Genomic DNA, 13,491 nt, shown 5'->3' with positions numbered 1-13,491 from the left:
TTAGTGTGCGCACACCCATTGTTGGGGATGTTTTCGTTGCCACACTTTCTCATGGAAGTAGTAAGCGCACGTATTGATGGTAGGTTCGATAGCCGCCATCACACCACCGACAAACAAATCTCCTGTGAGTAAATAGACCACGCTAAATGCGACACTGAAATGTACGCTAGCAAAGCTGAGCGTTTTTACTTTAGCGGAGTGAGCAAATCTCTTGAGTGTTGCAGATGTATTCCACGCACGCTCATGGAAGTAGAAAGCGACGGTATTGACCATAGGCTCTATCATCGCAATCAAACTACCGATTAAGACGTCGCCAGTTAGAATGTATGCGACACTGAACGCAATAGTGAAGTGGAGAGCTGCAAAGTTAAGTGTCTTTTTCATAATAGTAGCCTTAGTCATAATCTGTGGAACTAAGGTTATTATTAAGAATTGTTCTCATTTGTAAAAGTGGCTTCTACCTATTGATTCAATAGGTAAAGGGCAATAAACAAGATAGGGTTATCGCGAGTGGAAGAAAAAAGGACGCATGATGCGTCCTTTCTTTAGCCCTGTGGTTTTACCACCAGTACATTAATCGGCGAGTTCTGTACCACTTTACTAGCAACAGAGCCTAATACCACTTTGTCTATCTTAGAGCGCTTGTGGCTTGGCATCACAATTAAGTCCGCGCCTAGTTTTTCTGCGTAATCCAAGATAGTCGCATAGGGTTTACCTTCAGCAACGTGCACTTTATAGACGATGGAATCGTCGATGTATTGGTCTGCGAATTTTTTGAGTTGCGCTTTTACGTCCACTTTCATCTGGTTGGCTGCATCTTTCGGAAAGTAGGTCGCGACCATTGACATGTGGATGCCAGGCAACACATTGAGTAGGTGGATTTCGGCATTTGAGTGTTTTGCATGCCAAACAGCAAGTTCAACCGCTTTATCAGAAAAGCCTTGGTCATTTAAGTCGACTGGAACAAGGATTTTTTTATACATTTGTATTGTCTCTTTTTTAATTTGGCGAAGCCAATTAATCCCTTGTTTAAACGGCCTTACTCATTAGTAGATAAGTAAGGCCGAGCGAATTACGCGCTTAGCTGTTCCTTACGAGCACGTTTTCTTTGATTTAAGCCTAGCCCAATTAGGATTAATAGAGCAGGGATGAAGACCCATTCCTTCATAGGTCGGTCTGCATCTTGTACTACCCATTTGATTTCCCAATCGAAGTCGATACCAGCAGACTCAGCTGGGCTGCCAAACTCGACCATATCAACAATCATTTTGTCATCGGCTTCGGTTAGCATCAGACCCATTGAGCTGATTCGTTCTTCAGCCGTTTTCGCTTGATCATCGAATGGAAGACGAACCGTTTTCTCAGTGTAATCACCTTCAAGGTTCTCACCACCGACTCTTAGCTCCAGGGATTGTCCTACATTCATTTGCTCTGTGATTTGAGCTATCTCAACTCCAGGTGAGAGAACCTTAGCTGGATAGATCATGTCCCACCAGAACCCAGGACGGAAGAAAGAGAACGTCAACACCAGTAATAGGACTGTTTCCCACCACTTGTTACGCGTAAACCACCATCCTTGAGTTGCCGAGGAGAAGACCAGCATGGCTATCACTGAAGAGATAATGGTCAGCATTAAGTGCCACCAACTATCGATCCCCATAAGTAACAATTGGGTATTGAACACGAACATAAATGGCAAAATTGCCGTCCGTATATCGTAGGTGAAACCTTGGATACCGGTCCGTATAGGGTCTGATTTCGCAATTGCTGCGGCAGCAAAGGCGGCGAGACCTACTGGAGGGGTATCATCTGCCAAAATACCAAAGTAGAACACGAATAAGTGAACGGCGATCAGTGGAATGATCAAACCGTGTTGAGCACCTAGAGTCACGATAACTGGTGCCATTAGTGTTGAAACAACGATGTAGTTGGCAGTGGTTGGAAGGCCCATACCCAAGATCAAGCTGATTACTGCGGTAAATAACAGCATCAGAATGATGTTACCGCCAGAAATAAACTCAACAAAGTCTGTCATAACTAGGCCGATGCCCGTTAGTGTTACCACACCAACGACTGTACCTGCAGCCGCTGTCGCGACACCGATACCGATCATATTGCGTGCACCAGAAACTAAACTTTCTGCAAGATCAATAAAGCCTGCTTTAGTTTGCTCCGCGACATCATCCGTTTTCGCCATTAATGCCATTAGCGGACGTTGCGTGATCAAGATGAAGATCATAAACACAGTTGCCCAGAATGCTGATAGGCCAGGAGAGAAGCGTTCTACAGTTAAACACCAAACCAATACAACAATTGGAAGTAGGAAGTGTAGGCCTGATTTGATGGTTGGACCTGGATCTGGTACTTCGGTGATCTCGGCATCAATTTCCAGATTACCTTCATTCGCGTACTTAGCTGATACGCGAACCAGCGCCACGTAGGCAATCAGCAGAGCAACGGTAACAATAGGTGTTGCAGCATCGCCAAAGACATCTTTGGTCCAGCCCACACCGTAGTAAACTGCCGCACTGATGACACACAAACCGAGAATGGTGCCAGTGAAAGACAGCAGGCTAGCCAGTAGAGTCGGATTATGACGACGTGGTAGACCAGTCATGCCTGCTTTACATGCTTCTAAGTGAACAATGTAAATGAGAGCAATGTAAGAAATAAGGGCAGGAAGTAACGCAGCTTTAATAACTTCAACGTAAGAGATCCCTACGTACTCCACCATAAGGAAAGCAGCAGCACCCATGATAGGTGGTGTTAGCTGGCCATTAGTCGAAGCCGCAACTTCTACCGCACCAGCTTTGGTACCAGGGAAGCCAACACGTTTCATAAGAGGAATAGTGAAAGTACCCGTAGTTACTACATTTGCAATCGATGACCCTGAAACCAAGCCCGATAGACCGGATGCTACAACAGCAGCTTTTGCTGGGCCACCACGCATGTGACCAAGCAAAGAGAAAGCCACTTTAATAAAGTAAGCACCCGCACCAGCTCGTTCTAGCATTGCGCCGAATAGTACAAACAAGAAAACAAAAGACGTCGATACACCTAGTGCAACACCGAATACCCCTTCGGTAGTTAACCATAGGTGGGACATTGCTTTATTGAGGCTTGCACCTTTATGAGCAATGACATCTGGCATGTAAGGGCCACCAAACGTATACAGTAAGAAGACTGCAGCAACGACCATTAAAGGTGGACCTAATGCTCGGCGAGTGGCTTCCAGTAGCAACACCATACCAGTGACGGCAGCAACGATATCAAAAGTGGTTGGTGCACCAGAACGCCCAGCGAGCTCGGTGTAGAAGATATAGATGTACGCTGCTGAGAAACTACCGGCTAAAGCCAGTACCCAGTCGATGACAGGAATTCTGTCACGCGGAGAGTTTTTCAGCGCTGGGTAGGCAGTAAACGCGAGGAAAATTGCAAACGTTAGGTGAATGGAGCGCGCTTGCGTGTCATTCAGTACTGCAAAATCGAAAATGAACGGCAGTGGTGATGCGTACCAAAGTTGGAATAACGACCAACATAGCGGTACCAACCAAAGTATACGCCCAGGAATACCTCTAGGGTTTCGGGCTCCAGTGTCGGCTTGTGCCACCATTTCTTGCACATCTTGAGACGGTGTATTTGTCTGCGTCATGTACTTTGTCCTTATTATTGATGGTGTCTTTCTGTCTAGATATAGAACGTACAGTGAATCCTATTCAGTGTAGTGAATAGATCTGTATCGCTCTAATTGTAATTATTTTGGGTATTAAGTGAGGATGGTTTTCAACGGTGAAACCAAAAGGGATAACAACCATCAAGGAGGCATTACGCCTCCTTGTATTGGTCTGCTATGAGTTGAGCTTACTTAAGTAGGCCAACTTCTTTGTAGTACTTTTCTGCGCCTGGGTGAAGAGGAATAGTAAGACCTGCTTTAACCATGTCTTCTTTCTTCAGGTTCGCGAATGCTGGGTGTAGACGCTTAAACGTATCGAAGTTCTCGAATACTGCTTTAGCAACGTTATATGCAACTTCGTCTGAAACATCAGAAGTCGTTACCATTGTTGCCGCAACACCGAAGCTGTTTACGTCTGAATCGGTACCACGGTACATGCCAGCTGGAACTGTGCTGTATGCGTAGTAAGGATTGTCTGCAACAATCTTATCTACTTGTGCACCAGAAGCTGAAACTAGCTTCGCATCACAAGAAGTTGTTGCTTCTTTGATTGATCCGTTCGGGTGGCCAACAACGTAGATGAATGCATCGATTTTGTTGTCACACAGAGCTTGAGAACGTTCTGAACCTTTTAGCTCTGATGCAAGTTTGAAGCTGTCGTTAGTCCAGCCCATTGCATCCATTACCACGCCCATTGTTGCGCGGTCACCTGAACCTGGGTTACCGATGTTTACACGCTTACCTTTTAGGTCAGAAACGTTTTCGATACCTGAGTCTGCACGAGCAATGATGTTAAAAGGTTCTGTATGAAGTGAGAACATTGCACGTAGCTTCTTGTACGGTCCTTGTTCAGCAAACTTACTGGTACCGTTGTAGCCGTGGTATTGCCAGTCCGACTGAACAACGCCGAAGTCTAGCTCGCCAGCACGGATAGTGTTTACGTTGTAGATAGAACCGCCAGTTGATTCTACTGAACAACGGATGTTGTGATCTTTACGACCTTTGTTCACTAGCTTACAAATTGCACCACCAGTTGGGTAGTAAACACCCGTTACTGAACCAGTACCAATTGTAATGAACTCTTGGGCGTTAACCGCGCCAGCACCCATAACAGCAGCTGCAATTGCGCCAATTTTAATAAGTTTGTTTAATGCCATGAATGTCCCTTCCTTATTCATTATTTGCCCCAAAACAAGTGTAGTCGCTTCGGGAGTTTCCTCGTTTGGAAACGGCATCTTTTTCAATCCGTATGTTGAAAAAGTGGCTGAATAATACCAAAAAAACCGGAGATAATTATAGGATTGTTAAAATATGTAGCGTATTGGACTGTGATGTAACAGAATTGTCAGTGTCAAAATGATGGCTAAGTGGTTGTTTATAAAGCGGTTGTTTTTTGCCACTTACGGAGAGGTGAGTTTCTTTAGATGTGAAGTGGGTCACGTTGTTTATGAGTGAACGTAACCCATTGAGCTATGCGATAAATTAGCCTGTGTATTCAAAGAGTTCGCACACAGATTCAAACAGCTGCTCAGTAGTCACTGACAGTGTTGGAGTAATGAAAATAGTATCATCACCAGCCACTACACCTAGAATGCCTTCGGATTTACCTAGGGAGTCGAGTAGTCGAGCAATCAGTTGTGCAGCTCCTGGACCAGTATGGATAACAACCAATGCGTTGTTGCGATCAATATCAAGAACAAGCTCGCGTAGTGAACTAGAGACGGTCGGCACCCCCAACTCTGCTGGAAGGCAGTAGACCATTTCCATTTTTGCGTTACGTGTTCGTACCGCACCAAACTTAGTCAGCATTCGCGAGACTTTAGATTGGTTAATGTTCTCAAAACCTTCATTTTTAAGAGCATCAACAATGTCGCCTTGAGAGCCAAATCGCTCTTCTTTTAGTAGGGCTTTAAAAGCGCGGACTAAGTTATCTTGTTTTTCTGTATTGCGCATGGTTCTTCTTTCTATTTATAAGATCCGTAGTGAATATTCTCGCATAGCTATGCACTTATCGCCAAACTATCACTGAATTCTGTCTAATAGGTCACTGTAAACTTATTTTTAATGACAGAAAAATTACTAGTTAAACCTTTGTCGAACAAGGTGTTTCATACATAATGCATTTGCTCGTGTAGCACGTCCTTATTGATTTGCGCGAGGTCGCAAAGCGCGCGTTAATTGATTGTAATCAAGTTGTGATTACTATAGTTTTTACCCTATTCGCGTACAGAATACCCTACTAAAACATTTATAAGAGATAAGATCTCAAGGAGAACTACAATGAAAGTAGCTGTTATTGGTGCCGCTGGTGGCATCGGTCAAGCCCTAGCACTTCTTCTTAAAAACCGCCTTCCAGCGGGTTCAGATTTAGCCCTATATGATATTGCTCCTGTAACGCCAGGTGTTGCAGCAGACCTTAGCCACATCCCAACTCCTGTTTCGATCAAAGGTTATGCAGGTGAAGATCCAACTCCAGCGCTAGACGGTGCGGACGTTGTTCTGATTTCTGCGGGTGTAGCTCGTAAACCAGGTATGGATCGCGCGGATCTATTTAACGTAAACGCAGGCATTGTTAAATCGTTGGCAGAGAAAATTGCCGTGGTTTGTCCAAAAGCTTGTGTTGGTATCATCACTAACCCAGTGAATACTACTGTGCCAATCGCGGCTGAAGTACTAAAGAAAGCGGGTGTTTATGACAAGCGCCGCCTATTTGGTGTAACAACACTGGACGTGATCCGCTCAGAAACGTTTGTTGCAGAGCTAAAAGATAAAGATCCAGGTGACGTTCGTGTACCTGTTATCGGTGGCCACTCTGGTGTGACTATTCTTCCTCTATTGTCTCAAGTCGAAGGTGTTGAATTTACAGCCGACGAAATCGAAGCTCTAACCAAACGTATCCAGAACGCTGGTACTGAAGTTGTTGAAGCGAAAGCTGGTGGCGGTAGTGCGACACTGTCTATGGGTCAAGCGGCTTGCCGATTCGGTTTAGCTCTTGTGAAAGCGCTTCAAGGCCAAGAAAATGTGATTGAATGTGCATACGTTGAAGGTGAGGGCGAACATGCTCCGTTCTTCGCACAGCCAGTAAAACTAGGTAAAGAAGGCGCAGAAGCAATCCTTAGCTACGGTGAACTAAGCGACTACGAGAAAGCGGCTCTTGATGGCATGTTAGATACACTGAAAGGTGATATCGAAATCGGTGTTGAGTTTGCTAAATAGCAGATGGTTTAAGTAACAACGCTCTATATAATAAAAAAGCTGATCGAAAGATCAGCTTTTTTGTTTTCTGCTCAATGAGAAGCTTGAAGTTATATGTCGCGTTAACGAACTATTTATATCTACTTAGTACGGTTTACTGCAATGTGCGCTAAAGTGACAAGCGCTTGCTTGTATTCTGAGTCAGGTAAAATAGCTAACTCAGCGATTGCTTTATCTGCTTCTTCTAGCGCTTTGTTGGTGGTGTATTCCAAAGAACCTGCTTGTTTCATGGTTGCGAGAATCTCTTCCAGCTTATCCATTCCATTCGCTTTTTCAATCGCTTCTCTAATCATTGCAGAAGCTTCACCTGAGCTATTGCGCATGGCGTGAAGTAGAGGAAGCGTAGGCTTGCCTTCTGCTAGGTCGTCACCAACATTCTTACCCATGTCTTCGCCATCGGAGGTGTAGTCCATGACATCGTCGATTAGCTGGAAAGCCGTACCTAAATACTTACCGTAATTTTGCAGTGCGATTTCAACTTCAGAGGGTGCATCATTCAGGATGGCTCCAATTTGCGTTGCAGCTTCGAATAAACGCGCCGTCTTGGAGTAGATAACCTGCATGTAGCTTTCTTCAGTTGTATCTGGGTCGTTACAGTTCATTAACTGCTGGACTTCCCCTTCTGCAATGACGTTTACAGCATCGCTCATAAGCTCAAGGATCCTTAATGATCCTAACTTAGTCATCATCTGAAATGAACGGGTATAGATAAAGTCGCCGACCAAAACGCTAGCTGCATTACCAAATGCGGCATTAGCCGTGGCTTTGCCGCGTCGCATGTCTGATTCATCGACGACATCGTCGTGCAACAAGGTTGCTGTATGGATGAATTCGATAAAGGCTGCAGCCGTGGTATGCGCTTCGCCTTTGTAACCTAATGCACGTGCAGAAAGGATGGCTAAAAGAGGGCGAAGGCGTTTGCCACCGCCACTGACAATGTAGAATCCCAATTGATTGATTAAAGTGACATCAGAGTTAAGTTGGGCTTGAATTGTTTCATTCACTTTTGCCATGTCATCGGCAGTAAGCGCTTGGATAGCTTTAAAATCCATTGTAAATCCGGCTGAGGTTAGACCCTGTAAGGTGTTCTTATCTTCATTAGTTGCTGAATAATACACTAAAAAACGTTGATAAATACATGGCTAAAGGGCATGATTGCGGCACTTTTCTTTGGCGATTAGCTTTTCGCCAATTTTTTAAAAATATGGCTTGTCATAGGGACATCCTTTCTGTAGAATCTGCGCCCTATTGATGATTAGTTTAGCGCACACCCAAATTGCTCAAACAATAAGCATAGGCTGTGCGGAAAAAGCGGAGTAAAATATGTACGCTGTTTTCCAATCTGGTGGTAAACAACACCGTGTAAGCGAAGGTCAAACTCTTCGTTTAGAGAAATTAGACGTTGAAACTGGTGCAACTGTTGAATTTGATAAAGTTCTTCTTGTTGCTAACGGTGAAGAAATTACAGTTGGCGCACCTCTTGTTGAGGGCGGCAAAGTAACTGCTGAAGTAGTACAACACGGTCGTGGCGATAAAGTTAAAATCGTTAAGTTCCGTCGTCGTAAGCACTCTCGTAAGCAGCAAGGTCACCGTCAGTGGTTCACTGAAGTGAAAATCACTGGCATCAACGCTTAAGATATTAGGAGAGTTTAACAATGGCACACAAAAAAGCTGGTGGTTCTACTCGTAACGGCCGCGATTCAGAAAGCAAACGCCTAGGTGTTAAGCGTTTCGGTGGCGAGTCTGTTCTTGCAGGTAACATCATCGTACGTCAACGTGGTACTAAGTTCCACGCTGGTACTAACGTAGGTATCGGTAAAGACCATACTCTATTCGCTCTTACTGAAGGTAAAGTGAAGTTCGAAGTTAAAGGTCCTAAAAACCGTAAATTCGTTAGCATCGAAGCTGAGTAATTAGGTCTCTGACTTAGTTAACTTGCTTTAAAGCTGAATTCAAAAGCCCTGCCGATTTGGCAGGGTTTTTTATTTATGAAAAGTGCAAATGAGAAGATGCTCTTTATTATCAATTGCCTATGGGCATGAGAGTCTCTCCTTATTTGGTCCAATTGCAGAACGGTCATAGATCTCAGGTGATCGATCTTGAATTCTGATCTGCTAGAATTTATATCATCCTAAATAGGTGATATTGCAACGCACACAATGCGGAGTAAAAGATGAAATTCGTTGATGAAGCGGTAGTGAAAGTAGAAGCCGGTGATGGCGGTAGTGGCGTCGTTAGCTTTTGGCGTGAAAAATTTGTTACCAAGGGTGGCCCTGACGGCGGCGACGGTGGTGATGGCGGTGATGTTTATATTCTCGCTGATGAAAACCTAAATACCTTGATTGATTACCGATTCCAGCGCTTCTATGCTGCTGAGCGTGGTGAAAACGGTCGTGGTGGCAACTGTACCGGTAAGCGTGGTAAAGATAAGGTTTTACGTGTACCTGTTGGTACTCGTGCTGTCGATATTCACACTAACGAGATCGTTGGCGAAGTTGCAGAGCACGGTAAAAAGCTTATGGTCGCTAAAGGTGGTTGGCACGGCTTAGGTAACACTCGTTTTAAATCTTCAGTAAACCGAGCTCCACGTCAAAAAACATTAGGTACAAAAGGTGAAGTGCGTGAGCTACGCCTTGAGCTATTGCTGCTAGCTGATGTCGGTATGCTTGGTCTTCCAAACGCTGGTAAGTCGACTTTCATTCGCTCTGTTTCTGCAGCGAAGCCAAAAGTGGCAGACTACCCGTTTACTACACTGATCCCAAGCTTGGGTGTAGTGAGTGTTGTTCCAGAGAAGAGCTTTGTTGTTGCGGATATTCCAGGTCTTATCGAAGGTGCGGCAGACGGTGCTGGCTTAGGTATTCGATTCTTGAAGCATCTAGAGCGTTGTCGTGTTCTGCTACACATGATCGATATTTTACCCATTGATCAGACGGATCCTGCTCAGAATGCCTTAACCATTATTGATGAGCTTGAGCAATATAGTGAGAAGTTGGCCGATAAACCTCGCTGGTTAGTGTTCAATAAAGTGGACTTGATGCCTGAAGAAGAAGCAGATGCGAAGATCCAAGAGATCTTAGAAGCGTTAGCTTGGGAAGGCGACTATTTCAAGATCTCGGCAGTGAACAAGCAAGGGACTAAAGAGCTTTGCTATAAGTTGGCTGACTTCATGGAAACTCTACCACGTGAAGAAGAAGAGATTGCAGAAGAAGATAAAGTCGACTTTATGTGGGATGACTACCATAAAGATGCGATGAGTGGTTCCGATGTTGTTACTGAAGATGATGATTGGGACGACTGGGATGACGAAGAAGATGATGGCCACGTTGTTTACGTTCGTGATTAAGTTTTCTTAGTCTCTGATAAAAACCGCAAATACTCAGGTATTTGCGGTTTTTTTGTATCTAAATCATATTGAGGGACCAGCGCTTGGGGCAGAATAACCAAGTTATTTGGATGAATGGAAGGAATCATGGCATCAAAACAGAGAGCAGTTTCACGATTAGTTGCTCAATCAGGACAAATGTTATTAGCGCATGGTGCAGAAAGTACGTTAGTTGGCGACATCTCTAGGCGTATAGGACTTGCTGCTGGAATGGATGAAGTGGAGCTTTCATTGTCAGCCAGTTCATTGGTTGTGACGACGGTATATCAAGATCACTGTATTACCACTGCTCGCCGTAGCCCAGATCGCGGTATCAATATGAGAGTGATCACGCAGATCCAACGGATCTGTATCATGATGGAGAAAGGAATTCTTGATTATTCCCTCGCACAAACCAAACTCAATCAAATCAGCCCTGAACGCTATAATCGCTGGTTGGTTGTGTTTATGATTGGCTTGTCATGTGCTGCATTCAGCCGGCTGGCAGGAGGGGACTTAGGTGTGTTTACCATGACATTTATCGCCTCATCTGTTGGCATGGTGGTAAGGCAAGAAATTGGGCACCGACACTTCAATCCTCTATTAAATTTTTCTATTACGGCTTTTGTAACGACCATCATATCAGCACAAGCTGTTGTATTTTCGATAGGTAATCATCCGTCATTGGCGATGGCGTCTTCGGTATTAATGTTAGTTCCTGGCTTCCCGCTCATCAATTCTGTCGCCGATATGATTAAAGGCTATATCAATATGGGTATTGCTCGCTTTGTTATGGCCAGCTTGCTCACTCTAGCGACATCTTTAGGAATTGTCGCCGCGATGAGCGTGATTGGTGTATGGGGGTGGAGCTAGGTATGGAGACGATATTACCTCTATTAGTTGGCTTAGCTAATGACATGTTTTTTGCCGCTATTCCTGCGGTAGGTTTCGCACTGGTGTTTAACGTTCCTCATAAAGCCTTGGGTTACTGCGCTTTGGGAGGGGCAATAGGACACGGAAGTCGATACGTCATGATGCACTTTGGAATTCCAATCGAATGGGCGACGTTTTTTGCTGCAACTTTGGTAGGCATGATTGGGGTTCACTGGTCACATAAGTTTTTGGCTCATCCTAAGGTGTTTACCGTTGCTGCGCTCATTCCTATGGTTCCTGGAGTGTTTGCATTCAAAGCCATGATAGCGATGGTTGAGATCAATCAGCAAGGCTACGCTCCAGAATTGATAGCAAGTTTGATGGAAAACTTTTTAAAGGCCATGTTCATTATCGCAGGCTTAGCGGTTGGATTGGCGATGCCAGGGCTGCTATTCTATCGTCGCAAACCAATTGTTTAGTCATACGCTGGTTTATTAAGCTGCGGATCGCTTAACAGTTGAAAACTCGACTTATAAGATAAAGGATTGATGGATGATCATCAGCATGATAGCTGCAATGGCAGACAACCGTATCATTGGTAAAGACAATCTAATGCCATGGCACCTGCCTGCAGATTTTGCTTGGTTTAAGCGTTGCACAATGGGGAAGCCGGTTGTAATGGGGCGTAAAACTTACGATTCAATTGGCCGTCCCCTGCCTGGTAGGAAGAATATTGTTATCAGCCGTGATCCTGAATTAAAAATTGATGGAGTAGAAACATCAACGTCGATTGAGCAGGCATTAAGCTTAGTTGATGGAGTGGAGGAAGTGATGATTATTGGCGGTGGCTCTATCTACGAGTCATGTTTACCTAAGGCAAATCGTCTTTATCTCACGCATATCAGTCTTCAAGTTAACGGAGATACCCAGTTCCCTAGTTGGGGAGATAACTGGAAAGAGACCCACCGAGAAAGCTACTCTGCAGATGACAAAAATGCCTACGATATGGACTTTGTTATATTAGAGCGATGAAGTGTAAATGGGGGTGAAGTTGGGCTAATAAGCCTCGTTCAACCCCATTTCTTTATGCGGCTTATGTATGTTTATTTAAGAGGTAGTGAGGGCTTCTTGAGTAAAATACGTCTTGTCTTCCCACCTCAACATAGTGAGATGTCCTCCCCACACGCAACCGGTATCGAGTCCAATAACATCACTTCCATTGTAACCTTCCAGAGCCGCCCAGTGGCCGAAGAGAATCGTCTTTTCAATCGGTTGGCGAGCATTAAGAGCAAACCAAGGTACGAGTGTATTGTTTTTCATTTGCTCAGGGGGAAGCTTACACGCCATGTCTAACCTGCCGTCACTAAAACAAAACCTCATTCGGGTAAACGCGTTAATGGTATAGCGATATCGTTCGATGCCTGTTAGCTCTTCGCTCCATTTGTCTGGCTGGTTGCTATACATTTGCTCAATTAACCACTGCCAATGTTCACCTTGTAGTATTGACTCGACTTCCTTAGCTGCTGAGCGAGCAGTGGATAAGTTCCATTGAGGAGATATGCCTGCATGGCACATGACAAAATCATCATGCTCTGCCAGCAGTGGCTGTAGTCTTAACCAACCCAGCAGCTCTTGGCTATCAGGGGCGGAGAAAATATCTGCGGTTTTATCTTTACCTTTTGCTTTGTGGATACCTAAAGACACGGCGATCAGATGTAAATCATGATTACCAAGTACCACTTTTGCTGAATTGCCTAATTGCTTAACAAAGCGTAGCGTTTCTAATGACTTGGGACCACGAGCGACAAGATCGCCGGCTAACCATAGCGTGTCTGTTGCTTTACTAAAGTTGGCTTTTTTGAGGAGCAGTTGGAGCTCATCAAAACAACCTTGAATATCACCGACAATATAGTTAGCCATGACTTTTCCTAAGGAACGTTATGTTGGATTAGTTAAGTACATTCGGAATAGCGAGGCGAAAGGGTTCAATTTCGGTCACGAATTCTTTACTTGATTCATCTAGCATGATGTATTGGCCCTGCATAACGCCGACGGGAGTTTCAATTGCAGTACCACTGCTGTAGGTATATTCGTCACTGGCGGGAATGACAGGTTGTTGACCAACGACGCCGTCTCCCTCTATCGACATTTGTTTGCCGTTTGCATCGGTGATTAACCAGCGGCGGCTCATCAGTTGAACGCTTTGGTTACTTAGGTTTTTGATGGTAATGATGTAAGCGAACAGGTAGCGGCTTTTATCCGGATCTGATTGCTCGGGTATGTACTTGGTATGCACTTGGATCTTGATACAAGGGGTTGATACATCCAT

General features: G+C 44.6%; 15 protein-coding genes. 7 read left to right on the top strand and 8 right to left on the bottom strand.

Annotated elements, in window-relative coordinates; all coding sequences use genetic code 11:
• The 5 genes from ACXABW_RS13215 to argR all read right to left on the bottom strand — a co-directional run bounded on the left by ACXABW_RS13215 (position 1) and on the right by argR (position 5,626).
• The gene (locus ACXABW_RS13215) at positions 1-384 is read right to left on the bottom strand and encodes a DUF2061 domain-containing protein (RefSeq protein ID WP_457523080.1); all 384 of its coding nucleotides are present in this window, start codon (positions 382-384) and stop codon (positions 1-3) included.
• 161 nt (positions 385-545) lie between these two features.
• Positions 546-983, bottom strand: a complete 438-nt coding sequence (locus tag ACXABW_RS13210) for a universal stress protein (RefSeq protein ID WP_457523078.1) — start codon at positions 981-983, stop codon at positions 546-548.
• Between the two features lie 89 nt (positions 984-1,072).
• Entirely contained in the window at positions 1,073-3,652 is a 2,580-nt protein-coding gene (locus ACXABW_RS13205) for a TRAP transporter permease (protein ID WP_457523077.1), read from the bottom strand.
• 209 nt (positions 3,653-3,861) lie between these two features.
• Positions 3,862-4,830, bottom strand: coding sequence for a TAXI family TRAP transporter solute-binding subunit (locus ACXABW_RS13200; RefSeq protein WP_252028362.1), 969 nt, complete (start codon positions 4,828-4,830; stop codon positions 3,862-3,864).
• 325 nt (positions 4,831-5,155) lie between these two features.
• Positions 5,156-5,626, bottom strand: a complete 471-nt coding sequence (gene argR, locus ACXABW_RS13195; protein WP_252028360.1) for a transcriptional regulator ArgR — start codon at positions 5,624-5,626, stop codon at positions 5,156-5,158.
• A gap of 327 nt (positions 5,627-5,953) precedes the next feature.
• On the opposite strand from argR, the gene mdh reads away from it, so the two are divergent.
• On the top strand, positions 5,954-6,889 hold the full coding sequence (gene mdh / locus ACXABW_RS13190) for a malate dehydrogenase (protein ID WP_252028359.1): 936 nt from the start codon (positions 5,954-5,956) through the stop codon (positions 6,887-6,889).
• A 119-nt stretch (positions 6,890-7,008) separates the two neighbouring features.
• On the opposite strand, the gene ispB is transcribed toward mdh, so the two are convergent.
• Positions 7,009-7,980 carry an octaprenyl diphosphate synthase gene (ispB, locus tag ACXABW_RS13185; protein WP_252028357.1) on the bottom strand — a complete coding sequence of 324 codons (972 nt, stop codon included), beginning with the start codon at positions 7,978-7,980 and terminating at the stop codon, positions 7,009-7,011.
• A 271-nt stretch (positions 7,981-8,251) separates the two neighbouring features.
• On the opposite strand from ispB, the gene rplU reads away from it, so the two are divergent.
• The 6 genes from rplU (at position 8,252) to folA (ending at position 12,194) form a co-directional block, all read left to right on the top strand.
• Positions 8,252-8,563, top strand: coding sequence for a 50S ribosomal protein L21 (gene rplU, locus ACXABW_RS13180; protein ID WP_117235792.1), 312 nt, complete (start codon positions 8,252-8,254; stop codon positions 8,561-8,563).
• A 20-nt stretch (positions 8,564-8,583) separates the two neighbouring features.
• Positions 8,584-8,841 carry a 50S ribosomal protein L27 gene (rpmA, locus tag ACXABW_RS13175; RefSeq protein ID WP_004409945.1) on the top strand — a complete coding sequence of 86 codons (258 nt, stop codon included), beginning with the start codon at positions 8,584-8,586 and terminating at the stop codon, positions 8,839-8,841.
• A 260-nt stretch (positions 8,842-9,101) separates the two neighbouring features.
• Positions 9,102-10,271, top strand: coding sequence for an Obg family GTPase CgtA (cgtA, locus tag ACXABW_RS13170; protein ID WP_252028355.1), 1,170 nt, complete (start codon positions 9,102-9,104; stop codon positions 10,269-10,271).
• A gap of 126 nt (positions 10,272-10,397) precedes the next feature.
• A complete protein-coding gene (locus ACXABW_RS13165; protein WP_457523073.1) occupies positions 10,398-11,162 on the top strand; it encodes a threonine/serine exporter family protein in 765 nt (254 codons plus the stop codon).
• 2 nt (positions 11,163-11,164) lie between these two features.
• Entirely contained in the window at positions 11,165-11,641 is a 477-nt protein-coding gene (locus ACXABW_RS13160) for a threonine/serine exporter family protein (protein ID WP_457523071.1), read from the top strand.
• Positions 11,642-11,714: 73 nt separating this feature from the next.
• On the top strand, positions 11,715-12,194 hold the full coding sequence (folA, locus tag ACXABW_RS13155; RefSeq protein ID WP_457523069.1) for a type 3 dihydrofolate reductase: 480 nt from the start codon (positions 11,715-11,717) through the stop codon (positions 12,192-12,194).
• Between the two features lie 75 nt (positions 12,195-12,269).
• Here folA and apaH read toward each other — a convergent pair whose 3' ends face one another.
• Entirely contained in the window at positions 12,270-13,082 is an 813-nt protein-coding gene (gene apaH / locus ACXABW_RS13150; RefSeq protein WP_457523068.1) for a bis(5'-nucleosyl)-tetraphosphatase (symmetrical) ApaH, read from the bottom strand.
• Positions 13,083-13,110: 28 nt separating this feature from the next.
• Complete coding sequence (apaG, locus tag ACXABW_RS13145; protein WP_457523066.1) at positions 13,111-13,491, bottom strand: Co2+/Mg2+ efflux protein ApaG; 381 nt, start codon at positions 13,489-13,491, stop codon at positions 13,111-13,113.

The organism is Vibrio paucivorans, assembly GCF_054053395.1.
This window is presented reverse-complemented; position numbering and strand designations above follow the sequence as displayed.

Bases quoted from the DNA above. Each gene is read 5' to 3' on its own strand.
- rplU (WP_117235792.1), top strand. From the start codon at position 8,252: ATGTACGCTGTTTTCCAATCTGGTGGTAAACAACACCGTGTAAGCGAA.
- folA (WP_457523069.1), top strand. From the start codon at position 11,715: ATGATCATCAGCATGATAGCTGCAATGGCAGACAACCGTATCATTGGT.
- ACXABW_RS13205 (WP_457523077.1), bottom strand. From the start codon at position 3,652: ATGACGCAGACAAATACACCGTCTCAAGATGTGCAAGAAATGGTGGCA.
- ACXABW_RS13165 (WP_457523073.1), top strand. From the start codon at position 10,398: ATGGCATCAAAACAGAGAGCAGTTTCACGATTAGTTGCTCAATCAGGA.
- ispB (WP_252028357.1), bottom strand. From the start codon at position 7,980: ATGGATTTTAAAGCTATCCAAGCGCTTACTGCCGATGACATGGCAAAA.
- ACXABW_RS13210 (WP_457523078.1), bottom strand. From the start codon at position 983: ATGTATAAAAAAATCCTTGTTCCAGTCGACTTAAATGACCAAGGCTTT.
- mdh (WP_252028359.1), top strand. From the start codon at position 5,954: ATGAAAGTAGCTGTTATTGGTGCCGCTGGTGGCATCGGTCAAGCCCTA.
- ACXABW_RS13200 (WP_252028362.1), bottom strand. From the start codon at position 4,830: ATGGCATTAAACAAACTTATTAAAATTGGCGCAATTGCAGCTGCTGTT.
- cgtA (WP_252028355.1), top strand. From the start codon at position 9,102: ATGAAATTCGTTGATGAAGCGGTAGTGAAAGTAGAAGCCGGTGATGGC.
- rpmA (WP_004409945.1), top strand. From the start codon at position 8,584: ATGGCACACAAAAAAGCTGGTGGTTCTACTCGTAACGGCCGCGATTCA.
- apaH (WP_457523068.1), bottom strand. From the start codon at position 13,082: ATGGCTAACTATATTGTCGGTGATATTCAAGGTTGTTTTGATGAGCTC.
- ACXABW_RS13160 (WP_457523071.1), top strand. From the start codon at position 11,165: ATGGAGACGATATTACCTCTATTAGTTGGCTTAGCTAATGACATGTTT.
- ACXABW_RS13215 (WP_457523080.1), bottom strand. From the start codon at position 384: ATGAAAAAGACACTTAACTTTGCAGCTCTCCACTTCACTATTGCGTTC.
- argR (WP_252028360.1), bottom strand. From the start codon at position 5,626: ATGCGCAATACAGAAAAACAAGATAACTTAGTCCGCGCTTTTAAAGCC.
- apaG (WP_457523066.1), bottom strand. From the start codon at position 13,491: ATGGATGTATCAACCCCTTGTATCAAGATCCAAGTGCATACCAAGTAC.